Annotated in this window: 22 protein-coding genes and 4 pseudogenes; 9 read left to right on the forward strand and 17 right to left on the reverse strand. The window is 69.7% G+C overall.

The genetic code is table 11. From position 1 onward, the window contains the following. Nucleotides 1–7: 7 nt before the first annotated feature. The 3 genes from OG624_RS08280 to OG624_RS08290 form a co-directional block, all read right to left on the reverse strand. Nucleotides 8–442: a cupin domain-containing protein gene (locus OG624_RS08280; RefSeq protein WP_033215821.1), complete on the reverse strand. Its 435-nt coding sequence runs from the start codon at nucleotides 440–442 to the stop codon at nucleotides 8–10. A gap of 207 nt (nucleotides 443–649) precedes the next feature. Next, nucleotides 650–1,150 (reverse strand): hypothetical protein, encoded by a 501-nt coding sequence (locus tag OG624_RS08285; protein ID WP_208869296.1) that lies wholly within the window; start codon nucleotides 1,148–1,150, stop codon nucleotides 650–652. Further along, a complete protein-coding gene (locus tag OG624_RS08290) occupies nucleotides 1,150–1,662 on the reverse strand; it encodes a glyceraldehyde 3-phosphate dehydrogenase NAD-binding domain-containing protein (protein WP_208869295.1) in 513 nt (170 codons plus the stop codon). Before OG624_RS08290 ends, OG624_RS08285 begins: the two co-directional genes overlap by 1 nt. Nucleotides 1,663–2,084: 422 nt before the next feature. On the opposite strand from OG624_RS08290, the pseudogene OG624_RS08295 reads away from it, so the two are divergent. Further along, nucleotides 2,085–4,858 (forward strand): annotated as a pseudogene (locus OG624_RS08295) (aconitate hydratase). 361 nt (nucleotides 4,859–5,219) lie between these two features. On the opposite strand, the gene OG624_RS08300 reads toward OG624_RS08295, so the two are convergent. Then, entirely contained in the window at nucleotides 5,220–5,690 is a 471-nt protein-coding gene (locus OG624_RS08300) for a universal stress protein (protein ID WP_033215554.1), read from the reverse strand. 258 nt (nucleotides 5,691–5,948) lie between these two features. Beyond that, nucleotides 5,949–8,717, reverse strand: a complete 2,769-nt coding sequence (locus OG624_RS08305) for a cation-translocating P-type ATPase (RefSeq protein WP_033215551.1) — start codon at nucleotides 8,715–8,717, stop codon at nucleotides 5,949–5,951. A gap of 185 nt (nucleotides 8,718–8,902) precedes the next feature. Between OG624_RS08305 and OG624_RS08310 the strand changes: the two genes are divergently transcribed. Next, complete coding sequence (locus OG624_RS08310) at nucleotides 8,903–9,373, forward strand: universal stress protein (RefSeq protein ID WP_033215549.1); 471 nt, start codon at nucleotides 8,903–8,905, stop codon at nucleotides 9,371–9,373. 35 nt (nucleotides 9,374–9,408) lie between these two features. Here OG624_RS08310 and acnA read toward each other — a convergent pair. Beyond that, nucleotides 9,409–9,694, reverse strand: a pseudogene (gene acnA / locus OG624_RS08315) (aconitate hydratase); the annotation flags it as partial. 130 nt (nucleotides 9,695–9,824) lie between these two features. Between acnA and OG624_RS08320 the strand changes: the two are divergent. From OG624_RS08320 to OG624_RS08330, 3 genes are all read left to right on the forward strand, one after another. Next, complete coding sequence (locus OG624_RS08320; protein WP_033215547.1) at nucleotides 9,825–10,712, forward strand: universal stress protein; 888 nt, start codon at nucleotides 9,825–9,827, stop codon at nucleotides 10,710–10,712. 716 nt (nucleotides 10,713–11,428) lie between these two features. Further along, on the forward strand, nucleotides 11,429–11,728 hold the full coding sequence (locus OG624_RS08325) for a hypothetical protein (protein ID WP_244290653.1): 300 nt from the start codon (nucleotides 11,429–11,431) through the stop codon (nucleotides 11,726–11,728). Nucleotides 11,729–11,799: 71 nt separating this feature from the next. Further along, entirely contained in the window at nucleotides 11,800–12,300 is a 501-nt protein-coding gene (locus OG624_RS08330) for an AAA family ATPase (protein ID WP_266354808.1), read from the forward strand. Nucleotides 12,301–12,331: 31 nt separating this feature from the next. Here OG624_RS08330 and OG624_RS08335 read toward each other — a convergent pair whose 3' ends face one another. The 7 genes and pseudogenes from OG624_RS08335 to OG624_RS08365 form a co-directional block, all read right to left on the reverse strand. Then, the gene (locus tag OG624_RS08335; RefSeq protein ID WP_033215544.1) at nucleotides 12,332–12,661 is read right to left on the reverse strand and encodes a hypothetical protein; all 330 of its coding nucleotides are present in this window, start codon (nucleotides 12,659–12,661) and stop codon (nucleotides 12,332–12,334) included. A 276-nt stretch (nucleotides 12,662–12,937) separates the two neighbouring features. Then, complete coding sequence (locus OG624_RS08340) at nucleotides 12,938–13,357, reverse strand: pyridoxamine 5'-phosphate oxidase family protein (RefSeq protein WP_078909015.1); 420 nt, start codon at nucleotides 13,355–13,357, stop codon at nucleotides 12,938–12,940. Between the two features lie 943 nt (nucleotides 13,358–14,300). Next, nucleotides 14,301–14,732, reverse strand: a complete 432-nt coding sequence (locus OG624_RS08345; protein WP_252310273.1) for a hypothetical protein — start codon at nucleotides 14,730–14,732, stop codon at nucleotides 14,301–14,303. 66 nt (nucleotides 14,733–14,798) lie between these two features. Next, nucleotides 14,799–15,641, reverse strand: coding sequence for an IS5 family transposase (locus OG624_RS08350; RefSeq protein WP_252310274.1), 843 nt, complete (start codon nucleotides 15,639–15,641; stop codon nucleotides 14,799–14,801). 526 nt (nucleotides 15,642–16,167) lie between these two features. Further along, nucleotides 16,168–16,422: pseudogene (locus OG624_RS08355) on the reverse strand (DUF5655 domain-containing protein); the annotation flags it as partial. Between the two features lie 527 nt (nucleotides 16,423–16,949). Then, nucleotides 16,950–17,069, reverse strand: a pseudogene (locus OG624_RS08360) (HipA family kinase); the annotation flags it as partial. Nucleotides 17,070–17,087: 18 nt separating this feature from the next. Then, nucleotides 17,088–17,702: a cysteine hydrolase gene (locus tag OG624_RS08365; RefSeq protein WP_371639273.1), complete on the reverse strand. Its 615-nt coding sequence runs from the start codon at nucleotides 17,700–17,702 to the stop codon at nucleotides 17,088–17,090. 130 nt (nucleotides 17,703–17,832) lie between these two features. Between OG624_RS08365 and OG624_RS08370 the strand changes: the two genes are divergently transcribed. Beyond that, nucleotides 17,833–18,258 carry a pyridoxamine 5'-phosphate oxidase family protein gene (locus OG624_RS08370; protein ID WP_234314428.1) on the forward strand — a complete coding sequence of 142 codons (426 nt, stop codon included), beginning with the start codon at nucleotides 17,833–17,835 and terminating at the stop codon, nucleotides 18,256–18,258. Between the two features lie 9 nt (nucleotides 18,259–18,267). On the opposite strand, the gene OG624_RS08375 is transcribed toward OG624_RS08370, so the two are convergent. Then, the gene (locus OG624_RS08375; protein WP_371639274.1) at nucleotides 18,268–19,194 is read right to left on the reverse strand and encodes a LysR family transcriptional regulator; all 927 of its coding nucleotides are present in this window, start codon (nucleotides 19,192–19,194) and stop codon (nucleotides 18,268–18,270) included. A 74-nt stretch (nucleotides 19,195–19,268) separates the two neighbouring features. Between OG624_RS08375 and OG624_RS08380 the strand changes: the two genes are divergently transcribed. Continuing rightward, nucleotides 19,269–20,276: a DMT family transporter gene (locus tag OG624_RS08380; protein ID WP_371639276.1), complete on the forward strand. Its 1,008-nt coding sequence runs from the start codon at nucleotides 19,269–19,271 to the stop codon at nucleotides 20,274–20,276. Nucleotides 20,277–20,299: 23 nt separating this feature from the next. On the opposite strand, the gene OG624_RS08385 is transcribed toward OG624_RS08380, so the two are convergent. Then, on the reverse strand, nucleotides 20,300–21,634 hold the full coding sequence (locus OG624_RS08385) for an aminotransferase class I/II-fold pyridoxal phosphate-dependent enzyme (RefSeq protein ID WP_051763301.1): 1,335 nt from the start codon (nucleotides 21,632–21,634) through the stop codon (nucleotides 20,300–20,302). Between the two features lie 37 nt (nucleotides 21,635–21,671). Here OG624_RS08385 and OG624_RS08390 point away from each other — a divergent pair, with 37 nt between their 5' ends. Continuing rightward, the gene (locus tag OG624_RS08390; protein ID WP_078909323.1) at nucleotides 21,672–22,418 is read left to right on the forward strand and encodes a pyridoxamine 5'-phosphate oxidase family protein; all 747 of its coding nucleotides are present in this window, start codon (nucleotides 21,672–21,674) and stop codon (nucleotides 22,416–22,418) included. Here OG624_RS08390 and OG624_RS08395 read toward each other — a convergent pair. Together OG624_RS08395 and OG624_RS08400 are read right to left on the reverse strand one after the other, a co-directional pair. After that, nucleotides 22,400–23,362, reverse strand: a complete 963-nt coding sequence (locus OG624_RS08395) for a DMT family transporter (RefSeq protein WP_033220835.1) — start codon at nucleotides 23,360–23,362, stop codon at nucleotides 22,400–22,402. The genes OG624_RS08390 and OG624_RS08395 overlap by 19 nt on opposite strands. A gap of 161 nt (nucleotides 23,363–23,523) precedes the next feature. Next, nucleotides 23,524–24,525 (reverse strand): EamA family transporter, encoded by a 1,002-nt coding sequence (locus OG624_RS08400; protein ID WP_051763300.1) that lies wholly within the window; start codon nucleotides 24,523–24,525, stop codon nucleotides 23,524–23,526. 172 nt (nucleotides 24,526–24,697) lie between these two features. Here OG624_RS08400 and OG624_RS08405 point away from each other — a divergent pair, with 172 nt between their 5' ends. Continuing rightward, entirely contained in the window at nucleotides 24,698–25,126 is a 429-nt protein-coding gene (locus OG624_RS08405) for a type II toxin-antitoxin system Rv0910 family toxin (protein WP_033220833.1), read from the forward strand. Nucleotides 25,127–25,200 lie beyond the last annotated feature (74 nt).

A 25,200-nucleotide genomic window follows, 5' to 3' on the forward strand; every position in this document is an offset into this window, starting at 1 on the left:
TCGCGGTTCAGGCCCCGGCCCGGCCGGACTCCCCATTCCGGCCGGTCCCGGCAGGCTGGATCCGCATCCCGGGCCGGCGCCGGTGGACTGTCAGGTACGACAAGCCCCCCTTGCCCGCGACAAGGCCGCGAGTGGAGCCGTGCGGCAGCCAGGTGAGGCTGCCTTCGCTCAGGAGACACGGTCCGTCGGAAGTGACCAAGGTGCCGTCTCCGGCCACGACCAACAGGAGTACGTCCAGGTCCGGTTCGGTATGGGTTTCGACGCGCTGCCCGGCCGGGATCCGCACGATGTTGGCGTCGAGCTGCCGGCCTGGTGCCGACAACCGCCACACCGCGCCGGTCGATGCCGGGCCGAGTTCCTCCAGCGTTCCGGTGTCGAACAGAATTCGAGGCACCGGCGCCCCATCGACCGGGTTCGAGAAGTCGCCGTCCGCCACAGTCATCACCGCTACGCCTTGCCTTGTTCCTCGCCGGTGGTCCGGTGCTCTGCCAAGGGAACGCCCGAAGCCGCCCGTCCGTAACGCACGCCGCACGATCGCTGTCTCTTTCGCGCCCGGATTGTTTGACTGACAAGGACCTGCGCTGCGCTCCGACATGCGTCTGGCGGTCTGCACCAGGGGCTGCGTCGGGCACGGTGACCGCCTGGGTGGTCATGATCTCCGTGGTGAAGTGACGCCGAGCACGGTGAGTGCCTCGCGGACCATCTGGTGAGTGAAGCCCCACTCGTTGTCGTACCAGCTCATGATCTTCACCAGGGTGCCGTCCACGACCCGGGTCATCCCCGCGTCGACGACGGAGGCCCGGGAGTCACCGATGATGTCGCTGGAGACAATCGGCTCGTCCGAGACGCCGAGGATGCCGCGGTAGCGCTCGGTAGCCGCCTCCGCACGGAAGAGGTCGTTCACTTCCTCGGCGGACGTCGGGCGGGCGGTGACGAACACAATGTCGGCGATCGATCCGACTGGGATCGGGACTCGGAGCGCCACGCCGTCGAAGCGCCCGGTCAGCTCCGGAAGTGCCTTGGTGGTCGCGAGCGCGGCGCCGGTGGAGGCGGGAAGCATGTTGGCTGCCCCGGCCCGGCCGCGCCGGAAGTCCTTGCTGGGCCCGTCGATGAGCTGCTGGGTGGAGGTGTAGGCGTGGACTGTGGTCATCACGGCGCGCTCCACGCCGATTCGGCGTCCATGACCTCCGCCACCGGTGTGATGCAGTTGGTCGTGCAGCTCGCGCAGGAGATGATCTGCTGTCCGGCCGGAAAGTCGCTCACGCCGTGGACCACGGTGGCGACCGTCTCGGTCCGGACGGGCGCTGAGAGGATCACGAATCGTGCGCCTGCGGACAGGTGCCGGGCCAGTTCCTCCTCGCGCCGGAAGGCACCCGTGCACTCCAGGACGAGGTCGATGCCCAGGTCGTGCCACGGCAGCTCGGCCGGGTCGCGGCGGCTGTACAGCGGGACGGTGTGGCCGTCGACGACCAGCGCGTCACCGGCAGCGGTGACGGACTTTCCGTAGCGTCCGTAGACGGTGTCGTGGGTGAGAAGGTAGGCCAGGTTCTCGGCGGGGACCAGGTCGTTGACCGCAGCCACCTCAACCCCGTCGAGGTCGTGGAGAATCTTGAACGCGGCCCGTCCGATACGTCCGAGCCCGTTGATTGCGATCTTCGCCATCTGGCATCACCTTCCATCCGTTTCCGGGCACATGCGGACGAGGCCTGGATCCGTCCTATCACCTCCCCGCTCCGCGCGCAGGCGACGTGGGCCCAGCCGAGGCCGCTGCATAGCCCTGCCCGCGGGCTGCGGATTCGCACCATTTGCGGGCCGGGTGCGCGCGGTCGAGACTGAGCATGGTTGGTTCCGTTCCATCCCAGGGCGGGTATTGCCCCTGCCGGTTGCCTCTGGCCTGTCGATGAGGCGGAACGACGCCCGGACGAAGAGTGCCCTAGGTGAGAGCGAAAGCTGCCGGCGAGCCGGCAAATGCGCGAGTCCCGGGACGGGCGGCCGATCCGGGCGCGGACCCGCACAGCGACGCGCGGTGGACTCACAATCCGCTCCGAGCTAGCTCCGCCGATCCGTACTAAGGAGGCAGGCCCATGTCCCTGGACAGCTTCGCCGCGCGCGGCACGCTCGACGTCGGCGGCGCCTCCTACTCGATCCGCCGGCTCGGCGCCGTGCCCGACTCACGACGGCTGCCGTACAGCCTGAAGGTGCTGCTGGAGAACCTGCTGCGCAATGAGGACGGCCGCACCGTCACCGCCGACCAGATCGCTGCGCTCGCCGGCTGGGACCCGGCGGCGGAACCGGCAACGGAGGTTCAGTTCATCCCCGCGCGGGTGCTGATGCAGGATTTCACGGGTGTGCCGTGCATCGTGGACCTGGTGGCGATGCGTGAGGCGATGGCTGCGCTCGGCGGCGATCCGGCGCTGATCGACGCGCGGCGGCCCGTGGAACTGGTGATCGACCACTCGGTGATCGCCGACCACTTCGGTTCCGCAGCGGCGTTCAGCCGCAACGTGGAGCTCGAGTACCGGCGCAACCGGGAGCGCTACCAGTTCCTGCGCTGGGGACAGAGCGCCTTGCGGAACCTGCGCGTCGTTCCCCCTGGAACTGGAATCTGCCACCAGGTCAACCTGGAGCACCTTGCCCGGGTGGTGTTCGCGGAGGACGGCACGGCCTTCCCCGACACTTTGGTCGGGACCGATTCCCACACCCCCATGGTCAACGGGCTCGGTGTGCTCGGCTGGGGGGTCGGAGGCATCGAGGCGGAAGCCGCGATGCTCGGCAGTCCGGTGAGCATGCTCATCCCCAAGGTCGTCGGCGTGCGGCTCACCGGCGCACTGCCCGAAGGCAGCACCGCCACCGATCTGGTGCTGACCATCACCGAGCGGCTACGCCATCACGGCGTCGTGGGCGCCTTCGTGGAGTTCTACGGACCTGGCGTGGCCGAGGTGCCACTGGCCAACCGGGCCACCATCGGCAACATGAGCCCGGAGTACGGCGCCACCTGCGCGATCTTCCCGATCGACTCCGAGACCCTTTCCTACCTGCGGCTCACCGGCCGGGACCCCGGCCAGGTAGCGCTGGTGGAGGCGTACTCCAAAGAGCAGGGACTGTGGCACGACCCCGGCCACACCCCTGATTACTCGCAGACCCTCGAAGTGGACCTGTCGGCCATCGTCCCGTCGATCGCCGGACCCAAACGGCCACAAGACCGCATCGCCCTGGCGGACGCGTCGCGGGTCCTGCGCGCTGTCCTGGACGGCGACGTGACCTGCGACGCGGCCCCGGTCGGGCTGGACCAGAGCGGGGCGGAGTCCTTCCCGGCCTCCGACCCGGTGGCCGTCACCGGCAGCCACCCCGGCGACCAACCGGGGTACCTGGAGGCGACCGGACCGGGAAAAGAGGCACGTCCGCATGAGCGTGTACCGGTGACGCTCGAGGATGGCAGCAGCTTCGAGATCGGGCACGGCGCCGTGGTGATCGCCGCGACACCTCGTGCACCAACACCTCCAACCCACAGGTGATGGTCGCCGCCGCGCTGCTGGCCAAGAAGGCCGTAGAGCGCGGCCTGCGGTCCAAGCCCTGGGTGAAGACCAGCCTCGCGCCGGGGTCGAGGATCGTGACGGACTACTTCGAACGCGCCGGTCTGACCCCGTACCTGCACACGCTCGGCTTCGACCTGGTCGGCTACGGCTGCACCACCTGCATCGGCAACTCCGGCCCGCTGATCAATGAGGTCTCCCGGGCGGCCACCGACGCCGGCCTCGTGCTGGCATCCGTGCTCTCCGGCAACCGCAACTTCGAAGGCCGCATCCATCCCGAGACGAAACTGAACTATCTGGCCTCACCGCCCCTGGTGGTCGCCTACGCGCTGGCCGGCTCCATGGCCGTCGACCTCACCCGCGACCCGCTGGGCACCGCCAACGACGGCCGGCCCGTCCACCTGCGCGACATCTGGCCCACCCAGGACGAAATCCAGCAGGTGATCTCCACCAGCCTGAGCCCGAGCATGTTCACCAACGGCTACGCGGACCTGTTCACCGGCGACGATCAGTGGCGGGCCCTGCCCACCCCCGAGGGCGACCTGTTCGCCTGGGATCCCGACTCGACCTACGTGCGCAAGCCGCCCTACTTCGAGAACATGCCCCGCCGACCGCAGCCACCGGACGACATCACCGGCGCCCGGGTGCTGGTCCTGCTCGGCGACTCGGTCACCACCGACCACATCTCCCCGGCCGGCACGATCAAACGGGACTCGCCGGCGGGCGAGTACCTGCAAGCCCACGGAGTCGCACCCAACGACTTCAACTCCTACGGCTCCCGGCGCGGCAACCACGAGGTGATGATCCGCGGCACCTTCGCCAACATCCGCCTGCGCAACCTGCTGGCCCCCGGAACCGAGGGCGGCTACACCCGCCACCTCCCCGACAGCGAGCCGGCCACGATCTACCAGGCGGCGATGCGGTACGCAGCCGAGGGCGTCCCCCTCCTCGTCATCGCCGGCAAGGAATACGGCTCGGGCTCGTCGCGGGACTGGGCCGCCAAGGGAACCGCCCTGCTCGGCGTCAAAGCCGTCCTGGCAGAGTCGTTCGAGCGAATCCACCGCTCCAACCTGATCGGGATGGGCGTCCTGCCGCTGCAGTTCGCCCCCGGCGACAACGCCGGCTCCCTGGGCCTGACCGGTGAGGAGACCTACACCGTCCACGGACTGGCCGAGCTGCCCCGCGAGGTCACCGTCGAAGCGACAGGGACCGGCGGCACCACGCGGTTCACCGCACGCCTGCGCCTGGACACCCCCACCGAAGCCGACTACTACCGGCACGGCGGCATCCTGCCCTACGCACTGCGCGCCCTGCTCCCCACATGACACCGCGCCGAGAGCCGCACCGCGGGCTTCCCGAAACATTGACACCACAAATCCGCCCATGAACGGCATCCACGCCTTAACGGCCGCCTTCTGGCGGGTCGGCAGCGATGCCGTCGCCCGCCTCCGCGGCCGGTGCAAGGGGGTGCAGCCGAAGCGAGACGCAGGAGGACCCGAGGGACGCACCGTGCGCCGCATCCGGAACCTGAGCCGGTTGAGAACGTTGAGCCTGGAGTACGGTGCACCTACGGCTCACCAGCCGCGACCCTGGCCAGGTAGCCCTGGGAGGCGTACGCCAAAGCGCAAGGACTGTGCGCCGCGCGATTGGGCCGCCAAGGGGCTTGTGCCGCTGACGAGCCCCGCCTCACTCGGCCTGTGTACCGGAGTCCGTCACCTCGACGTTCCCACGAACGATGACGACCGGACATGTGGCGTGCAGCGCGCACTGCTGGCTCACGGAGCCCAGCAGCGTTCGACGGAATCCGCCCATGCCCCGGCTGCCCACCACGAGGGCCTCGGCCCCCTCCGCCTCACTGAGCAGCACCTCGACGGGATGGCCTTTCACCAGACGCTTTCGTACCTGGGCGGCGCCGGACTCGCCGAGAACCTGGTGCACCTGGTTGAGGAGGCCCCGCTCGGCGATGGTTCTGTCGAAAGTGGGGTCCACCGCGGGCGCGGACCACCCGTACGCCCAGGGCGGCTCCCAGGCAGCCACTGCCACCACACCACCGCCGGTCAGCTCGGCATACTGCACCGCCCACCGAAGCGCGGCATGCGACGAAGGCGACCCGTCGATACCGACCACGACGCGCAAGGCGGCATCCTGCATCCCCATGATGTTTGCCCCTTCTGCTCAGATATGTGTCCACATTGTGTGACACGCAGGCAATTCGCCATATAACCGCAGCCGACAGGTACACCCCCGCCGATCCGGCGAGTGGGTAGGAGTCGGTTCCGGTCGGCGTGTCCAGCCGGTCGCCGGTCGCGACGCAGCACCCTGAGCAGGTCGGTACGCTGCGAATCCCGTGATCGCATTACGACGCCTGCGCGCCCACCATCGGCCAACGGCTGAGCGGTCAAAGAAGCCGACGGATCACTGTGCTCCGGCGGGCGGTGGCTGCATGGTCTGTGAGCGCGTGCGACGCCGGGTACGGGACCGGAGCACCGTCTTGACCAGCTCGCCGGCCCACAGGATGGTCGAGCCGACGGCTGCGCATACAAGCCACTGGCTGGAGGTCAGGTTGGTCGTGGTGAAGAAGCCGTGCAGGGCGTCCATCTCGACAATGAGGACCAGCAGCACGATCACAGCGGCACCGGCGACGAACATGGAGGGGTTCTCCAGTGTCCGCCTGCTGAAGACGCTGTGTGTGTCGTGCCGGACGTTGAGCAGGTTGTAGACCTGGAAGAAGACGAAGGTGACGAAGGCCATGGTGCCCGCGACGGTGGCTTGCCCCGGTTCCGCCTCCGGGCCTGGGGCCCATTTCAGCACCGCGAGGGTGCCTGCCGCCATGACCGTGCTGGTCAGCAGGATCCGGGCAAGCCGCTTTCTGCTGAGGATGGGTTCGCCGGTCGGGCGTGGGGGCTTGTTCATCGCGTCCGGGCTGACCGGGTCGACTCCGAGGGACATCGCCGGCGGGCCGTCCATCACCAGGTTGACGAACAGGATCTGCAGCGCCGTGAACGGTGCGCCCCCCGCCAGGCCGGTCAGTGAGCTCACCAGGAACGTGGTCACGAAGCCCAAGGCCGTCGAGACCTGGAAGCGGACGAACTTCACGATGTTGTCGTAGATGCCCCGGCCCTCGCGGACGGCGGCCACGATGGTCGCGAAGTTGTCGTCGGTCAGGACCATCGTCGAGGCTTCCTTGGTCACCTCCGTCCCGGTGACGCCCATCGCCACCCCGATGTCAGCTCGGCGCAGCGCGGGTGCGTCGTTGACTCCGTCGCCGGTCATGGCGACCACGTCCCCGCGGGCCTGCAGCGCCCGTACGATCCGGATCTTGTGCTCCGGCGATACGCGGGCGACCACCCCCACCTCGTCGAGCCGGCCGGGCAGGGCGTCGTCGTCGATCCGGTCCAGGTCGGCGCCGGTGATGGCCTGCCCCGGGATGCCGAGTTCACCGGCGATGGCTCCAGCGGTCATCGCGTGGTCACCGGTAATCATCCGGACCCGGATCCCAGCGTCGCGGCACTCGGCGATCGCCGTGCGCGCCTCCGCGCGCGGTGGGTCGACGATGCCGACCAGGGCCAGCAGCACCACCCGGTCCAGTAGTTCCTTCGGGTCGGCGGGAGCCTGGAAGTCCTCGGCCGGGAAGTCTTCCGTCCCCAGGGCCAGCACCCGCATGCCCTGTCCGGCCAAGGCGCTGTTGGCCTTCTCGTAGCGCTGCCGGGCTTCCTGATCGAACGGCAGGATCGTCTCTGCGCCGAGATGCCGGTCCGCGCGGTCGGCCAGCACATCGGGGGCACCCTTGACGAAACACCGGATCACATCGCGGCCGGTGTCATCGGTCCAGTCGTGGAAGGTCGCCATGAACTTGTAAGCGGAGTCGAAAGGGATCTCCAGTCGCCTGGGCCGCTCCTGGCGCAGCCGGGCCACATCGATGCCCGCCTTCTCGGCCAGCACCACCAGCGCACCCTCAGTCGGGTCCCCCACCACCTGCCCGTCCCGGATCACGGCATCGGAGCACAGGGCCATCGCGGTCAACGCGTCGTCCATGGTGGCCGGCACGGGAGAGCCGTCGGTGGTGCGGATGCGGCCGTCGAAGGAGTAGCCCTGCCCCGAGACCGTGAACCGGCGCCCGGCCAGCAGCAGCTCGCGCGCGGTCATCTGATTCAAGGTCAGCGTGCCGGTCTTGTCGGTGCAGACCTGCGAGGTACTGCCGAGGGTCTCCACCGATGCCAGCCGCTTGACGATCGCGCCTCGCTTGGCCATCCGGCCCGTGCCCATGGCCAGCGTGAACGCCACGACGGCCGGCAGTCCCTCGGGGATGGCCGCGACCGCCAAGGACACGGCGCTGACGAACAGGTCGCCGAAATCCTGCCCGCGCACGAGACCCAGGACGAAGACGGCGAGGATGACCACCCCGGAGACCCAGGCCAGGGTGCGGCTCAGGGTGTCGATCTGCCGCTGCAGCGGTGTCGGCCCCGGCTGGGCCTTGTGAAGCATATCGGCGATGCGGCCGGTCTCGCCGGCCATACCGGTGTCGGTGACCAGCACCTCCCCGCGACCTCGGGTGACCGCCGTGTTCATGTACACAGCGGTCACCCGGTCTGCCAGCGGCACATCGGCCCCGACGACGGCATCCGCCAATTTCGCCACGGCCAGCGCCTCACCCGTCAGGACGGATTCCTGCACTTCCAGGGAGCTCGCCGAAAACAACCGGCCGTCCGCGGGCACCCGGTCACCGGCCGCCAGGACGACCACATCTCCGGGCACCAGTTCCGCGGCGTCCAACCGCACCAGTCGGCCGTCACGACGCACGGTGGCGGTGGTCACGGTCATCTGCCGCAGCGCATCCAGCGCCGCCTCGGCGCGAGACTCCTGCACGAACCCGATCGTCGCGTTGAGCAGCACCACGACGACAATCGCCACCGGCGTCTCCCACTCCCGGGACACCACCAGGCTGACCGCCGCTGCGATCAGAAGGATGACGATCAGCAAGTCCTGAAACTGCCGTAGGAACGCCCGCCACCCGGGCTCTCGTGGGGCCGCCGCGAGCTGGTTCGGCCCATACTCCGCAAGCCGCCGGGCCGCCTCAGCCGACGACAGCCCCGAGGAAGGATCGACATCGAGCCCGGCGGCGACCTCACGGGCCGGCGAGGCATGCCAGGAACGGGGCAGTCCCGCGCTCGTCGAATAGGCCATGCCTTCATTGTTTCTACGACCGAGCACTGATGCAGTACGGGCGCAGCGTGGCCGGACCGCACCGCCTCCCACCCACGCGCCGGATCGGCGTCGAGGCGGGCTGCACCTGTCGGCGGCGCTTGTATGGCGGAACGCCCCCGGGTCGCACAGTGTGGACCCACGTGAGAACGGAAGGGATAAATGCCATGGAGAAGCAGGATTCGGCCTTGCGCGTCGTGGTGGGCGTCGACGGTTCGCCTTCGTCGCATGCCGCGCTTCGGTGGGCGGTCCGGCATGCCGAGCTGATCGGCGGTGATGTGGTGGCAGTGGCTGCCTGGGAGCTGCCGGGGGCCCACGGATGGTCCGCGCCCGCCGTGGACCCCGGATTCGACAAGTCCATTGCCGAGCAAGGCCTCGTCAACCAGCTGAACGAGGTCCTGGGCGAGTCCGGCGCTGCCAAGGTCCGACAGCGTCTGATGCACGGCAATCCCGTTGAAGTCCTGCTTAGCGAGGCCGAGGGTGCAGAGGCGCTCGTGCTGGGCAACCGGGGTCTGGGCGGATTCCGCCGTGCGCTGCTGGGTTCGGTGAGTCAGCAGTGTGCGCTGTACGCCACGTGCCCGGTCGTCATCGTGCGTCCGACCACCGAGGTTAGAGACTCCGCAACCCAGGCCGAGTGAGGCGTGGCCCATGGCAGCCACGGTGCGACATTGCCGGCCCAATCGCGCGACGATCCGGAGCCGTATTCCTTGCCGGCGATGACGAGGAGGCGGACGCCCTCGGCTGCGTACCGCATCGCCCCCTGGTGGATCGTGATCCCCTCGCCGTCGCAGATGCCGGGTGTAACCGCCCTCTGTCCCAAGGGCCCAAAGTCTGCGCAGCCTGAGGCTGGCAAAGGTGCCGCGGATCATCAACTCGTGGTTGCCGCGCCGCGAGCCGTAAGAGTTGAAGTCCTCATGCCGACGCCAGTGGGCCTGCAGAAACTCACCCGCCGGTAGATCCCCTTCAGGGCGCCGACCGGGCCACCGGACGACAACACCGGCGCGTTGGGGCATGTACCGAAGCAAAGCCGCCTGCGCACGTATGCGATGTCCCCTTGATCCATTGACAGCGGGAAGTTGTGGAGGCGTGATGAGCGCTCTGGTCGTGGTCGGCGTGGACGGTTCGGACTCTGGTTTGGCCGCGGTAGAAGCGGCGGCGCGGGAGGCGCGGTGGCGCGGTGCAGATTTGCGGGTAGTGCACGCGTTCATCTGGCCCGCCATGCACGTGCCGTTGGGCCCGTCGCCACTGGGCCCGCCCGAGGGCGGCTTGCGCAATATGGCGGAACGCCTGCTGGCCGAGGCGGAGGAGCGCGCCAGGACCGTGGCACCGGAGGTCGATGTCTCCCGCGCTGTGGTGACGGGTGAACCGCTGACGGTCCTGGAGGCGCAATCGCGTGCCGCGGAACTCGTAGTCGTCGGGTCTCGCGGCATGGGGGGCTTCGTCGGGCTGATGGTTGGATCGACGGCCGTGCATCTGGCAGCTCATGGCCGGTGCCCGGTCCTCGTCGTGCGGGAGCAAGGTGAGGACACAGGGCCGATCGTCGTGGGTGTCGACGGCTCCTCGGCCGCTTCCGGAGCGGTTGACTTCGCCTTCGCCGAGGCGGCACTGCGCGGGGTCGACATCGTCGCCTTGCACGCCTGGACCACCTGGAACACGCCGATGCCACCGCCGCAGGACGAGGCGATGCCGTACGCGAACGAGCCGCAAGCTCTGAAGGCAAGGCAAGAAGCTCTGATGTCCCAGGTGCTCGCGGGCCACCAGGAGAGGTACCCGGGGGTGCGGGTGAAACGCGAGGTTGTGCAGGGCGCGACGCGCGAGACGCTAATCGAGGCGAGCCGCACAGCCCAGCTGCTGGTGGTCGGCGCGCGCGGACGCGGAGGTTTCGCCGGACTGCTGCTGGGATCGGTGAGCCAGGCATTGCTGCATCATGCACACTGCCCAGTGGCGGTGGTCCGCAGCCCCGGCGAGATCCCCTGACAGCCGCCGTGCCCATCGGCCGCGGCGGAATAACGCCGCAACTTCATGGCCTTCAGCGCGGTGGCGCTGTCCGGGCTGTCCGCCCAGTGGGCGAGCCTCGAACCGGACCGGCTCCCGAGCTCCCTCGACGGACGCCCCGTGGACACCGAGCTTGTGGACTGGCTGGAGACGACCGCAGCCGCGCTCACCTCGCTGCCGACCGAACGTCGCCAGCACACCGTCAAGCTGATGGACGCCCACCTCGACACGGTCACCGACCTACTCGAAGGCGGCCGCTACCCCCAGCACCTCGGACTCCGGCTACACGCTCTCGCCACCCGCCTGGCCAGCACATGTGGCTGGTACCGCTTCGACCAGGGCAAACACCACGCCGCCGACGTCTACTGGAACGCCGCACTCACCAACGCCCACGCCGCCGACGACCACGATGCCGGCGCCGGGGTCCTGGCTGACTATGCGTACCAGTCGATCTGGGTCGGCCGCCCGCACGCCGCCGTAGACCCCCTCACCCATGCCCTCGCGCGCACGTCGCACCCGACCGCTCGTTCCCTCCTGCACCTTCGACGGGCCCGGGCCTACGCAGCCGCTGGCGCGCGCGCCGAGTGCTACCGGGACCTGACCGCGGCGGAGACGGCCATCACCACGGACGCCAGCACCCCTCCGCCATCGTGGTGCTCGTGGATGAGCACGGCTGACCTGTCTGTCGACGCGGGGCAGTGCCTCCTCGACCTCGGCAACGCCCCGAAGCACGTGCCCGGATCGACGAAGGGCTGGCCCTGCTCCCCGTCAGCCGGGACAAGACCCGCGGGGTCTTCCTCCTCAGCCAGGGACGCTCCTTCCTCAAGTCCGGCGAGATCGAGCAGGCCGCCGCCGTCGCCGCTCAGTCCCTCGACCTCGCGGAGCGCATCGGCGCCGACCGGTGCGTGGCCCTCGTGCGAGAGATGGCGCCCGACTTCGCCCCATACTGTGGCGAGGCCAGCGTTGCTGAACTTCTCGAACGCCTCCGCACCGCATAGCCGGGGCGCCACGAGGGCCGAAACTCTTCGAGAGCTGGGCGGGTCAGAGGCAGTCGGTGGAAGGTGTGACGGTGGGGCGCGATGTGCCGGTGGTGTACCTGCTCGTCGGGCTGACGGGTTCGGGGAAGACGACCTACTCCAGGCAGCGGCTCGAGCCGGCGGGTGCGGTGCGACTCTCGGTGGACGAGGTGGTGCACGACCGGTACGGCCGATACGGCGTGGACTACCCGGAGAACACCTACTTCGCGAAAGAGGCCCCCGTCGTCGCCGAGCTGCAGGAGCGGCTGGCGCGGCTGGTGGCGGAGGGCCTGGATGTGGTGTGGGACCACGGGCTGTGGCCTCGCAAGCACCGGGATGAGATGAAGGAATTCGTGGAGGGGGCTGGTGGGCAGTGGCGCCTGCTGTACTTCCCCGTCGACCAGACGGAGTTGCTCAGGCGGCTCCAGGAGCGCAACCGGCGCGAGGACGCGAACGCCATGTTCGTGTCGCCAGAGGCGCTGGACGACTTCTTCGCACGGTTCGAGGCGCCTCAGGGCGAAGGCGAGGAGATCGTCGAGCCGGGCTGGCTCTGACCGCTGGCCGGCGGCCTCCAGGTCTCGACGATTAGGTGGATTCCTCGGCCCACCAAGAGGGCGTGTTCGCCAGGGAGACGGGCCGGAAGCACAGGTGCTCGTCGTGGACGTTGATCCGGCCGTCGTGCTGGTCGAGGATCCGCCGCGTCTCGGTGGGAATGGCCAGCGAATCGGTCTGCCAACTGCCGTCGAGGCTGTGCTGATACCTGCGGGTGAGGTCTTCGCGGATGCCGAAGCGCCACTTGAAGTGGTGGTGACGAGCGGTAACAAGCCCGGTCCCGCGCCTGCCAAGGGCTTCGCTACCCTCAGCCTTTCCGACGGGCGAGAGGGAAGGCCAAGGCGCGGATGTTCGATCACGCACGTCCGCCGGATCGAGCCATGCCGCGCGAAGAGTTAGACGCTAGCCATTTTCGTGGACCATATGACGCATGGACCAATTCTGGGCGCAAGTACCGTCAGGAGATGAGGGTATGAGGAAGTAGGTCTCTCCGGGTGCTCTCCACCGCAGAATGACGCCAGCACGGAAGCGATCTTAAGTCGCCGACGAATTGAACCCACCTGGCAATCCAGACGCCCTACTATCACAGCACTTGAAAAACCATTCCACCCAACGATAAGAAGCTCGCACCCCAACAGCTTAGGAGCGGGTGGGCAACTCAACCCTGCCCATGGTGCGCACCGGTGTTATCTCCAGGACGACTCGCTCGGGGTCCGGCGCGGGCCGTCGTCCATAGCGATCCGCGTAACTGTTCACCGCACTGGAGACTTCGTCTTCAGCGGTTCGAACTTCCGCAACGCCCTCGATTGTCAGCCACCTTGGACCTGCGACCTGCGACACAGCCACGCGCGCTTCACCTGGAAGCGCGGACAGAATGTTGGTGACCTTCACGCTGCTCTTTCGCGTAATGACGCGTGCGACACCCGCCCCGTGGTCGTATGTCACACCGACGGGCACAACATGCGGGGTTCCATCCGGACGCAATGTCGTCAGCGTGGCGAGATGGTACTCAGACCAGAAGTCCACGAAGGCATCGGTCTTGTTGATCGCGGTAGCCATGTCGCCAGGTTAATTCACTTCTGCATTCGGATCACTGCGAGCTATGTCACGTGACCCAAGATCGCTAATCCACACCCCACCCCGGCGCCCGGAAAGTGGCATTTTGGGCGCGATCGACTAACCCCTTTCATTTCAGATTCATAACGCCCGCAACAGAACGAGATCCTCGCGTACCCGACAAGTGCTCAGTATCGTTCTGGCAGGTCAGAGGCTATGCGTGGCAATTCGTGCCACCTTGAAGCTTGATCACAACGAGCCGTCTTGATCTTGCTTTGATTTTGCAGCGTCGCCGCGAGAGCGGGCTCGAAGATTCCCAAAGCCCGCGCATGACGTACGGTTCGATCAAGCAAGCGGAACCACAGGTTCAGGGGCGCCCCGCGCCCCCGGCCAACCCGCAACCCCATGGGACCCGTGCGTCGCACCTCTCCCAGACAGGCGCGGAAGTGACCCGCCCTCAGGGCCGTTAAATGATCACCACGGAAACGGCTCCGCTTGGAGGGCATCAAGGGCGCGCGGTCGACCAGCCGCAGCCCTCCCCTCTGCACAGCAGGACGATGCCGAGCCGCGCCCCCACTGCCGTGGCGTCCGGCCCGCGCATCGAACATACGCACGATTTTGGTAGTGACCGGCCTCCTCCTTCGCAGGGCGCGGCGGCCGGCACGCCGACTGACGAGGGACCTATGTGGTGGCGAACCGGGGAAACAACGCTTCCCCACAGCAGACTTGATCGCCCGGCACGTGCCTGGCCACTCCTCCGACTGGATATCTCGCGTCCGCGAGGGCGTGCTGACCGACTGACAGACCGCCAACTGCGCCGGCGCGTACGGCGGGAGCTTCAGGAGCTCGGCATCCAGCCTCCGCTAAGAACTCGCGTGGATAGGCGGGTGGGCTGGTAGGTGCTGATGGATCACGGGCGCTGTGACAGGTTGTGACGAGGGTGCCGTCAGGTCAGTGGCAGCAAGGTGAGGGCCTGGATCCGCGACGCTGCGAAATCGCTGCCGCAGCGGGGGCAGCCGTTGATCAGTTGGTGTGCTCCGATATGCCGTCCGAAGATCGGGAGTCCGGTGTCGGGGTAGACGGCTCGGAAGCGTGCCGTACAGGCGTGGCAGGTCAGGGAGTGGATTTCCGCGAGGACGACCTCTTCCAGGGCATGCGGGTCCGGTGTGGCGTTCTCGGTGAGGTCGGGTGCTGGTCGGCTCGCGGGCCAGACCGCCACGTAGGGAGCTTCTGGTCGCAGGTGCGGCCGAAGGAGTGCCGGACGGAAGCGGTCCTCGAGATGCACGAGGGCCTCGGTGGTGGGTTGCAGGGCCGCGGGGACGGGCTCATTGGCGGCGAACACCTCAAGTTCGCCCCAGGGCAGTGCGAATCGCCGCATGTGTTGTCCTGTCGTCCGGTGGTGTCATTGTCGCTGACGCCGTGGGCGGGGCCGCCAGCGGGGAGGTCACGGACGTCGGCGCGGGCGCTCATCCCAGCGGTGGGTCGTCCAGGCCCGGCGGATGAGGCTGCGGACAGTGATGATCGTGTCTGCCAGGTCGAAGAAAGCGTCGATCACGATGGTGCGGCGCTCGAAGCAGCGGGCAAGGCGATGGAAGGCGTTCTGCCAGGCGTGGGTGCGCTCCACGTGCCAGCGTCGGCTTGCCTGGATCGGGGCCTTCTCGCCCTTGTGGGCGATCTGGCCGCGCAGGCCTCGTTCGGCGAGGAGGACACAGGTCTTGGTCGAGTCGTAGCCGGCGTCCAGATGCACGGTGATCTCATCGGGCAGCGGGCCGAGATCACCCAGACGGTCCAGAGTGGGTGCCAGCATCGGGGAGTCGTGGCGGTTCGCGCCGGCCAGGACCCGGCCCAGCGGGATTCCGTAGCCGTCGACCATTCCTGAACGCTTCAGTCCCTGTTTGCCGCGGTCGACCGGGGACCGTCCGGCGGCCTGGCCCCCGCCGGGGGCTTTGGTGATGGAGCCGTCGACGGCGATCTGATCGAGTACGAGGCCGACGATCCGGTCGTAGGCGCCGAGTGCGATCTGCTTGAACCGGCTGAACACCCCGAGCCGGATCCACTCGTCGCGACGGTTGCGGATCGTCGTGGCCGAGCACGTGGCGTCGGCTATCGCCTCGTAGGAACAGCCGAAGCGCAGCAGCTGCAGGAGCTTGTCGAAGACGATCCGGTCGCCGATGCGCGGACGGTGACACCGCAGCGGATGGTTCGGGTGGTACACCGGCCGCTCGGGCAGCAGCACCGAGAACTGATCCCACAGCGGTTCGGTCAGCCATGATGGCAGGACAGGCACAGGTCTCTCCGGTGGTCACAGAGCGTCGCAACTCCATGATTGCCAAGACCCTGTGCCTGTCGTGCCGCCGGGGTCCCACAACGCCTATCCGCGCAAGTTCTTAGCCTGGGGCGCAGATCCACGACGTCGGGCTCTTCTGGGTCACGCCTGGCGCTACGCTGCCCGGCGACCCACTACCTCAGCGGTCCAAGCAATGCCTCGGCCCGTAACCGCCCCGAAAGGACCGGACGATGAGCCAGCCCCTGACACACAAGCAAGCCCTGACTGCAGTTATCCAAGCCCTCGGCGGCACGTGGGACCCACCGCGTGCCACCCTGGCACTTCGCGTAGCAGGCTACGAGCCGACCACCCAGCAGGCAGGCGAGAAGGAGGCGCGACGGACCCTGCGCGAACTCACCGATGAGGGAGTCATCGTCCGCCCCGACCCCGAGCGCACGGAGTACCAACTGCCGTAGCCCATATCTGATGCTTCGGCACTTCGCTGCCTCTTGAAGGACTGCTCGTCCGGCGCACACGAATCTCCTAGTTCAGAGAAGACTCCCGCATCGGTTCCGCGCTTGTACTCGACGATCACCGGTGCGCCGTTCTCGTCGATGCCCAACGAGTCGATCCGGCCGCCGTGAACCAGTCCGGTGCTGTACTCGCTCGCCAGGAACCGGACCCCGAGCATGGTCTGCATGTGCCCCTCGACGAGGTCCTGAACATCGGCCTCGACCTCAGCCAGACGCGGCGAAACCTCGGTCACGCCGCTCTTCGTGTTGAACAACTTCAGGCCCGACACCTCCCCCTTCGCATTGACCTACCGGCAACGCGCAGTCAGCCAGATCTATTTCCGGCAGGCGGGATGTCCTGGAGCCCACTCCCGATCATCACCGTAAGCGGCCAACCCGAAGTCTGCGCACCGGGGCCGAGTGGGACTTCACCGAGTGCAGCAGACGCAAAAGGCGCCGCCTTCCGAACAAGGGTCTCACCCTGGTACGGAAGGCGGCGCCTTCATGTTGCCGCCCAATCAGAAGGACCTCGCGATCCCTGTTGGGTGCAGTCGCTGGCTGAGGTCTACCGCTCGCCCGCAGTGCCCCAACTCCACATCACGCTCCGTGTACTTCCAGCCCGTGTACCGGCAAGCCTGTGGCGAGCGCCGGGGCCAGGCCAGAGCCGTCTTTCTGGGGAGCGGCTGGGGAGTTCCGACGCCGCTCGGGGAGTTTCTGGGGAGTTCCAGCTACGTAAAGCGGAAAGCCCGTGAAAGACCTAGGAAGGAGCCGCACCGCAGGTCAGCGACACACAGGAGGGGAAAACCCCAGCTCAGAGCCCTGGACTCGGGGATTTCATGACGTAGGTACCGAGGTCGTCGGCTTCGACGATCCCCGGGAGCGAGCCGCCCTCACGCAGGGGCGTGACATAACGGGTCGCGATCACTTCGGACAGCATCCGCCCAGGTTACGGCGGTCAGGTCGCGGGAGCCCACCGTATGAGCAGTTCCTCGGTCGTGGTGACGGACGCCACCAGCGCGAGGGAGTTGCGGATCACCTCGGCGGTGCAGGAGGCGGGCACCCCGGCGATGGCGTCGGCCGGCACCACCACCTGGTAGCCGAGGTTCACGGCGTCGAAGACGGTGTTCGGGACGGCGATGTTGGAGGAGACCCCGGTGACGACGAGGGTGCGAATGCCGAGGTTGCGCAGCAGGGCGTCGAGGTCGGTCCCGGCCATCGGGGAGAGCCCGTGCAGCCGGCGCACCACCAGGTCCTGCTCGGCCACCACGATGGGCGCGGCGACCTCCACGGCCCGGCTCCCGGTCAGCTGACGCACGGGCAGCCGCTCCGCGGCCCGGAACAGCCGGGCGTTGGTGTTCGCGCCGAGCCCGTCGGGCCGCCGTTCGGCGACCGCGTGCAGCACCTGTACGCCCGCCCCGCGCGCGGCGTCGACCAGCGCGGCCACCCGCTCCAGCATCCCCGAGTCCCGGGCCTCCTTGGCGAGCTCGGGCAGCGCGCTCTCCTCGCCCACGACCCCGTTCTGGCACTCGACGGTGAGCAGCGCGGTGGTGGCCGGATCGAGATCGGGCATGGCTCCCCCTGGCGTGGCGACGGAAGAGCCCTCATGATTTCTGACACACAGTCAGATGTGAAGGGGTGCAGGACGGATGGACGTGGACGGGGCACGAACCGGAACTTCGCAGCGGCGGGGCCGGCGCATCATGATGAGCGACGCGGAGGTGGACGCCTTCCTGCGCGAGCAGAAGACCTGCCGGGTCGCGACGGTCTCCCCCGACGGGCGCCCGCACGTGGGCGCCCTGTGGTTCGCGTGGGACGGCAGCTCGCTGTGGCTGTACTCGATCACGCGCAGCCGCCGCTGGTCCGACCTGAGCAAGGATCCGCGGATCTCGGTGGTGGTCGATTCCGGCGAGTCGTACGACGAACTGCGCGGGGTGGAACTGTCCGGCAGCGCCGTCTTCGTGGGCGAGGCCCCGCGGACCGGCGAGCCCTGCCCCGAGCTCGCGGAGGCGGAGCGGATCTTCCCGGTCAAGAACTTCGGCATCGAGGAGATGCCGCACGACGGGCGGCACGCCTGGATCCGCCTCACGCCGGAGTCGGTGGTCTCCTGGGACTTCCGCAAGCTGTAGCGGACTCCGTCAGTCCCCTCGGCCGAGGCCGGCGGCCGCCTGCCGCAGGCTGTCGACCGCGGCCCGGATGGAGGGCCGGCGGTCGGCGTCCGCGCGCCAGACGGCGTACACGTGGCGGCGTACGCTGTCGCACACCGGCAGCAGGCGCACGCTCGGCGGCACCGGGCCGCGGCCCAGCTTCGGCGCCACGCACACGCCGAGTCCGGCCTCCACGAAGGCCAGCTGGGTGTGGTGCTCCTCGGCGATGTGGGCGATGCGCGGTTCGATGCCCGTACCGCGCAGGGTGAAGACCAGCCACTCGTGGCAGAACTGTCCCTCGTTCCAGGAGATCCAGTCGTCGTCGGCGAATTCGGCGAGGGAGATCCCGGCTCCGGGGCTCACGGTCCGGTCGGCCAGTCGGTGACCGGCGGGGACCGCGATGTCGACGGTGTCGTCCAGCAGGTGGGTCCGGGTCAGCTCGGCGGGCACCGGCATCCGCTTGTTGTTCCAGTCGATCGCCAGGGCCAGGTCGAGGTCCCCGCGCACGACGGCCGCCATGCTCTCCTCGGGCTCCTGTTCGCGCACCCGGACCCGCAACTCCGGATGGCCGGCCCGCAGTGCGGCCAGGGCCTGGGGCAGCAGCCCGCGCATGGCGGTCGGGAAGGCGCCGATCCGCAACTCGCCCACCGCGCAGCCGCGCTGGGCCTCTACGTCGGCCTGGGCGAGTTCCACCTGGGAGATGATCCGGGCGGCGTGGTCGGCGAGCAGCCGCCCGGCGTCGGTGAGCCGGACCCCGCGCCCGTTCCTGGCCAGCAGCGGCTGTCCGACCTCGCGCTCCAACTTGGCGAGCTGCTGGGACACGGCGGACGTGGTGACGTGGAGGCCGTCGGCCGCGCCACTGACCGAGCCGTGGCGGGCGAGGGCGTCCAGGGTGCGCAGGCGCTCCAGGTTCAACATGTAAGCAATGCTACGGCGTCACCCAGAGAAACTTTCGCTTGTCCTACGAAGTTGATACGAGCACAGTAAGGGGCATGAGCGCACCGACCACCCCCGGGCCGACCCTCCCGGCCGCCTCCACCTCCCCGGCACCCACCTCCCCGGCCTCCCCCACGGCGATCACCGCCGCCCCCACCACCGGCCGACGCCGGGGCGGCCTGCTGGACTGGCGGGTCCGGTTCGCGATCCTCTCGGTGATCTGGGGCTTCAGCTTCCTCCTGATCAAGGTCGGCACGGAGGCGTACGCGCCCTTCCAGGTGGCGCTGGGCCGGGTCCTGTTCGGCGCGCTCGCCCTCCTCACCGTGCTGCTGGTCCGCCGCGAGCCGCTCCCCCGGGGCCTGCGCACCTGGGGCCACCTGACCGTGGCGGCGCTCCTGCTCAACACCGCCCCGTTCTCGCTCTTCGCGTACGCGGAGCTGAGCATCCCCTCCAGCCTGGCCGGCATCTGCAACGCCACCTCGCCGCTGTGGGGCATGGCGCTGTCGCTGGTCGCCCTGTCCGAGGACCGCCCGACGCGCCGCCGCTTCGCCGGACTGGGCCTGGGCTTCCTCGGCGTCCTGACCGTGCTCGGCGCCTGGCAGGGCTTCTCCGGCGTCGACGCCAAGGGCACCGCGTTCGCCCTGCTGGCGTCGCTCTGCTACCCCATCGGCTGGATCTACGTCCGCCGCACGCTGGCCGGGACCCCCGGCTCCCCGGTGGCCCTGACCGGCGGCCAGCTCATGATCTCCACGCTGCAGCTGGCGCTCGTGAGCGCCGTGTTCACCTCGGCGCCGACCTCGTTCCCGCTCTGGCCGACGCTGTCGGTGATCGCGCTGGGCGCCCTGGGCACGGGCATGGCCCTGCAGATGCAGTACGGGCTGGTGACGGAGGTCGGCCCGACCACCGCCCAGATGGTCACGTACTTCATCCCGGTCATCGCCACCACGGCGGGCGTCCTGGTGCTCGGCGAGCAGCTGCACTGGAACACCCCGGTCGGCGCCGCGATCGTCCTGGCCGGCGCGGCCCTCACCCAGACCCGCCCCGGCCCCCGCAAACCCGCCTGACCCGGCCCGGAGGTCCGCCGCGGTCACTCGTGGCGGCCCCCCGCCGCCCCGACGCTGACCGCCGCGGCCACCGCGTCGGCCAGGTCCGGCACCTCGTCGGCCGCCAGCTGTGACACCGTCAGTCGCACCCCCGGTCCGGCCTCGACCCGGAAGATCGCCCCGGCGGACACCGCCCAACCCGCGGCGAGCAGCCGCGTCACCACCACCGTCTCGTCGACCACCGGCACCCAGACGTTGAGGCCGCTGCGCCCGTGCGCCCGGACCCCCCGCTGCCGCAGGGCCTCGACCAGCGCGTCCCGCCGCCCCGCGTACGACCGGGCCACCGTCGCCGTGTCCACCGCGCCCGAGGTCCACAGCTCCACCACCGCGTACTGCAGCAGCCGGCTCACCCAGCCCGGCCCGAGCCGCTGCCGTCCCCGCAGCCGGTCCAGCGTGACCGCGTCGCCCGTGAGCACGGCGAGCCGCAGGTCCGGCCCGTAGGCCTTCGCCGTGGAGCGCACCAGGACCCAGTGCCGGGTCACCCCGCCCAGCGGATGGAACGGCAGGTCGACGAACCCGTTCCCGTGGTCGTCCTCGATCAGCAGCACCTCGGGGTGGTCCGCCAGCAGGGCCCGCAACTCCCGCGCCCGCTCCGCGCCCACCGCCGCCCCGGTCGGGTTCTGCGCCCGCGAGGTCACCACCAGGGCCCGCGCCCCGGCCTCCAGTGCCCGGGCCACCGCGTCGGTGCGGGGCCCGTCGTCGTCCACGGCCACCGGCAGCACGCGCAGGCCGAGGGCCGGAACGAGGTCCAGCGCGCCGCCCCAGCCCGGGTCCTCGATCGCCACCGCGTCACCCGGGCGCAGGTGGGCGCCGAGCACCCGTTCGATCGCGTCCAGCGCACCCGAGGTCACCGCCACCGGCCCCGGCGGCACCCCGTCCGCGTCGAAGCCGGCCCGGGCCAGTTCGGCGAGCTCCGGGGCGACGGGGGCCGCCCCGTAGAGGGTCGGCGCCTGCGCGTACCGCCGGGCGGCCGCCGCGAGCGCTCCCTCCAGCGAGGGGAGCAGGGACACGTCCGGACTGCCCTCGGCGAGGTCCCGTACGCCCTTCGGCACCGCCATCCGCAGCGCGTCCCGCGGCGTGCTCGACGGGCGGGCCCGCACCCGGCTGCCGCGCCGCCCGTCGGTCTCGATGACCCCGCGCTCGCGCAGCGTCCGGTAGGCGGCGGCCACGGTGTTGGGGTTCACCCCCAGATCGCCCGCCAGCTCCCGCATCGGCGGCAGCAGCGCACCCGGTGGAAGCGCGCCCGAAGCCACGCCCGCCTCCACACCGGCGGCGATATCAGCTGCACGACGTCCTGTGATCCGATACTCTCCTAGCACAAACAACATTATGCACTAGTGCAATGGAGTTCGCACCATGACCGCCACGCCTGACACGGAGACGCCCGGGACGAGCACCCTGAGGACCACCCGGACCTATGGGACCACCCGGACCGACGGGACCGGGTCGACCGGAAGCTATGAGCCCACCGACCTCACCGTGCCCAGCCGCTCCCGCGACCGGGCGCGCTACGACCGCGAGACGGTGCACTCGATACTCGACGCGGCCTACATCTGCCACCTCGGCTTCGTCCGCGACGGCGCGCCCGTGGTCCTGCCCACGCTGTTCGCCCGGGTCGGCGAATCGCTGTACATGCACGGCTCGACCGGCTCCCGCCCGCTGCTCTCGGCCCGCCGCAGCGACCCGGGCCTGCCCGTCTGCGTGACCGTGACGCACGTCGACGCACTGGTCCTGGCCCGCTCGGCGTTCCACCACTCGCTCAACTACCGCTCGGTGGTCGTCCACGGCACCGCCCACCAGGTCACCGACGAGGCGGAGTGCCGGATCGCCCTGGACGCCATGGTCGACGCCGTCGTCCCGGGCCGCTCCGCCGACGTCCGGCCCGCCAACTCCCGGGAACTCGCCGCCACCGCGGTGATCCGCGTGAACCTCGCCGAGGTGTCCGCCAAGATCCGCAGCGGCCCGGTGAACGACGACGCCGAGGACCTGGACCTGCCCCACTGGGCGGGCGTGGTCCCGGTGGCCCCGGCCTACGGAACCCCGGTGCCGGACGCGGACCTGGCCCCCGGCACCGCCGTCCCGGACTACCTCAGCGCGCTCTGAGGGGTGCGCCGCTCGGGGGTGGGCGCGGTCGTCGCCGGCCGACGGGCCTCCGCCACGATCAGCGCGCCCACCGCCGTCAGCAGCAGTACGGTGCCCAGCACCACGGCGCCGGTCAGCCGCTCCCCGAGCAGCAGGACGGCGATGACCGCCGCGCTCACCGGCTCGATCAGCATGATCACCGAGACGGTCGCGGCCCGTACCGCGGCGGCGCCGGTGAAGTAGAGCGCGTACGCCAGCGCGGTCGGCACGGTGGCGACGTACACCAGCAGCCAGAGCACCCGTCCGAGATCGGCGGTGTGCGGCAGCACGCCCTCCACCACGGCGAGCGGCAGCAGGCATACCGTGCCCACCGCGACCGACCAGGCGGTGGTCACCAGCGGGTCGCCGCCCGCCCCGCGCTGCCCGAGCCAACGGGCCCGCAGGGTCATCCCCGCGTAGCCGGCGGCCGACAGCAGCGCCCAACCGACACCGAGCGGCCGCACCTCGCCGCCGCCGCTGCCCAGCACCAGTACGGCGAGCCCGGCCAGGGCCCCCACGACGGCGGTCACGCCGCCGCGACCGAGCCGCTCGCCCATCCAGTACCGGGCGCCCAGCGCGATGATCACGGGCCCGGCGCCGAGGGTGACCACGGTGCCCACCGCGAGCCCGGTCTCGCGCACGGCGGCGAAGTAGGCGGCCTGGAAGAGGGTGAAGAGGAGCCCGGTCCCGATCAGTGAAGCCGCCGAGGGCCGCACCCGCCCCGGGGCGGGCCTGGATCCGCGTACGGCGAGCACGCCGAGCAGCACCACGAGCCCGCCGGCGCACCGCCAGAAGGAGAGGGCGAGCGGGCCGAGGTCACTGGCCAGGAAGAGGAGGGAGGCGGCCGCCCCGGCGGTGCCCCAGGCGGCTCCGGCGACGACGAGGTACAGCAAACTGCGCCCGGCAGCGGGCGAATGGTTCGACACAGAAGTCTCCGCGCATGCGTGAAGGATGAAAGAAGCAGGTCATCGCTTCGCGAGCAGCACGGACCCGCCCAGGGGCTTCCCGGGCCGGGTACCTGTTGTGGTGGCGCCGCCCGCGCTAGGCGGTGGGCGGCGAGAGCACGTTCGAATACATGTCGGACACCCTATCCCTTGCCGACCGGGGTCGTCTCCCGGGCCGGTGCGGCTTGATCGGTCACGGCCTGATCGGTCACGGCCAGGTCGGCCAGGACCGACACCGGCGGGGCCGGCCGGGAGGACTGCGCGATGAAGGCGCCACCGAGCACCAGGCCGCCGCCGACGATCTGCCAGGTGGAGAGGTGCTCGCCGAGCAGGATCCAGGCGAACACCGTGGCGACGACCGCCTCCAGGAAGGCCACGACGCCGGCGACCTGCGGCGAGAGCCGGCGCACCGAGACCACACCGGTCAGGTAGGCGAAGACGGTCGCGATCAGCACCACCCAGGCGAGCAGCACCGGCGCGGGCACCATCGTGCCGCCCACGGAGGCCTCGCCGCCCAGCACCTGCCAGTCGATCTCCCAGGGGCGGGCGATCACGGTCATCACGAGGGCGCCGACGAGCATGCCGTACGCGATCACGCCGAGCGGGTCGGGCGCGTCCTCCCCGTCGGCTCCTTGGTCGGCGAAGACGAAGTAGAAGGCCTGGCAGCAGGCGGCGGCGAGGCCGAAGAGCACGCCGAGCAGGTCCAGGCTCAGCCCGGCCCAGATCTCGACCACGCAGGCCAGGCCGACGACGGCCACGGCCGCACCCGCGGCGGCCCCGCGCGTCACGGGCTTGCGCTGCACGAAGCGGATGTAGCCGAGCAGCAGCGCCGGCCCCAGGTACTCCAGCAGCAGGGCCACGCCGACGGGAATGCGGGACAGGGAGGCGAAGTAGAAGGCCTGCACACCCGCGACGGCGATCAGGCCGAAGCCCGCGAGCAGCGCGGGCCTGCGCAGCACGAGGCCACGGTGGCGCCAGGCCAGCGGGGACAGCACGAGCGCCGCCCCGGCCACCCTGAGCCAGACCATGTGGAGGGGATCCAGACCCGCCTCGATCAGCGGCTTCGCCGCCACTCCGGAACCACCGAACGCGAACGCCGAGACGAGGGCCAGGCCCAGTCCGGCATTTCTCCCTGACGCTTGCATCCCGCCATCATGACAGGGCGGGTCAGGACCGTCACCGGGGTGACACCTGTTGAGACGGAGTCGAGATCACGCCCCGCCGACCCCGGCGATATCTGACAGGTCGTCAGTATTGAATGTTCCGGCCGCCGGGGCTACCTTCCGCCGCACGTACCCGACGAGAAGGGGTGGTCGCATGGCTGAAGTCACCGCGGAATCACGCATCGAGGCGTCCGCCGCGCAGCTCTGGTCCCAGCTGACGGACTGGGACGCGTACGGGCAGTGGAGCATGACCCACACGAACTTCCCCAAGGGCGGACCCGAGACCCTCGCGGTGGGCGCCACCTTCGCGGAGAACATGAAGATGATGGGCTTCCCCGCCGAGGTCGTCTGGACGGTCTCGGAGCTGGAGGCCGAGCGCCTCTTCGCCATCACCGGCAAGGGCCCGATGGGCGTGGCGGTCCTCACCCGGTACACCCTGATCCCGGACGGCGAGGCCACCACGGTCCGCATCGACGGCGAGTTCACCGGGGCCGCCGTCTCCCTGATGGCGGGCAAGCTCAAGGACTCGGCCACCGCCGCGCTGAACGAGTCGCTGCGCAAGCTGGCCGGCATGGTCGTCTGACAGGCCCGCGACACAGGAAGGCGCGCCCCGCGCAAGGAACTCGCGGGGCGCGCCTTCGCATGCCGTGGCACGCC

Source organism: Streptomyces virginiae, assembly GCF_041432505.1.
In the GTDB taxonomy this organism is placed as follows: domain Bacteria; phylum Actinomycetota; class Actinomycetes; order Streptomycetales; family Streptomycetaceae; genus Streptomyces; species Streptomyces virginiae_A.

Excerpts from the sequence above, each read along its gene's own strand:
- OG624_RS08280 (WP_033215821.1), bottom strand. The coding sequence starts at position 442 with ATGACTGTGGCGGACGGCGACTTCTCGAACCCGGTCGATGGGGCGCCG.
- OG624_RS08285 (WP_208869296.1), bottom strand. The coding sequence starts at position 1,150 with ATGACCACAGTCCACGCCTACACCTCCACCCAGCAGCTCATCGACGGG.
- OG624_RS08290 (WP_208869295.1), bottom strand. The coding sequence starts at position 1,662 with ATGGCGAAGATCGCAATCAACGGGCTCGGACGTATCGGACGGGCCGCG.
- OG624_RS08300 (WP_033215554.1), bottom strand. The coding sequence starts at position 5,690 with ATGGGGATGCAGGATGCCGCCTTGCGCGTCGTGGTCGGTATCGACGGG.
- OG624_RS08305 (WP_033215551.1), bottom strand. The coding sequence starts at position 8,717 with ATGGCCTATTCGACGAGCGCGGGACTGCCCCGTTCCTGGCATGCCTCG.
- OG624_RS08310 (WP_033215549.1), top strand. The coding sequence starts at position 8,903 with ATGGAGAAGCAGGATTCGGCCTTGCGCGTCGTGGTGGGCGTCGACGGT.
- OG624_RS08320 (WP_033215547.1), top strand. The coding sequence starts at position 9,825 with ATGAGCGCTCTGGTCGTGGTCGGCGTGGACGGTTCGGACTCTGGTTTG.
- OG624_RS08340 (WP_078909015.1), bottom strand. The coding sequence starts at position 13,357 with ATGGCTACCGCGATCAACAAGACCGATGCCTTCGTGGACTTCTGGTCT.
- OG624_RS08345 (WP_252310273.1), bottom strand. The coding sequence starts at position 14,732 with ATGCGGCGATTCGCACTGCCCTGGGGCGAACTTGAGGTGTTCGCCGCC.
- OG624_RS08365 (WP_371639273.1), bottom strand. The coding sequence starts at position 17,702 with ATGCCCGATCTCGATCCGGCCACCACCGCGCTGCTCACCGTCGAGTGC.
- OG624_RS08370 (WP_234314428.1), top strand. The coding sequence starts at position 17,833 with ATGATGAGCGACGCGGAGGTGGACGCCTTCCTGCGCGAGCAGAAGACC.
- OG624_RS08375 (WP_371639274.1), bottom strand. The coding sequence starts at position 19,194 with ATGTTGAACCTGGAGCGCCTGCGCACCCTGGACGCCCTCGCCCGCCAC.
- OG624_RS08380 (WP_371639276.1), top strand. The coding sequence starts at position 19,269 with ATGAGCGCACCGACCACCCCCGGGCCGACCCTCCCGGCCGCCTCCACC.
- OG624_RS08390 (WP_078909323.1), top strand. The coding sequence starts at position 21,672 with ATGACCGCCACGCCTGACACGGAGACGCCCGGGACGAGCACCCTGAGG.
- OG624_RS08400 (WP_051763300.1), bottom strand. The coding sequence starts at position 24,525 with ATGCAAGCGTCAGGGAGAAATGCCGGACTGGGCCTGGCCCTCGTCTCG.
- OG624_RS08405 (WP_033220833.1), top strand. The coding sequence starts at position 24,698 with ATGGCTGAAGTCACCGCGGAATCACGCATCGAGGCGTCCGCCGCGCAG.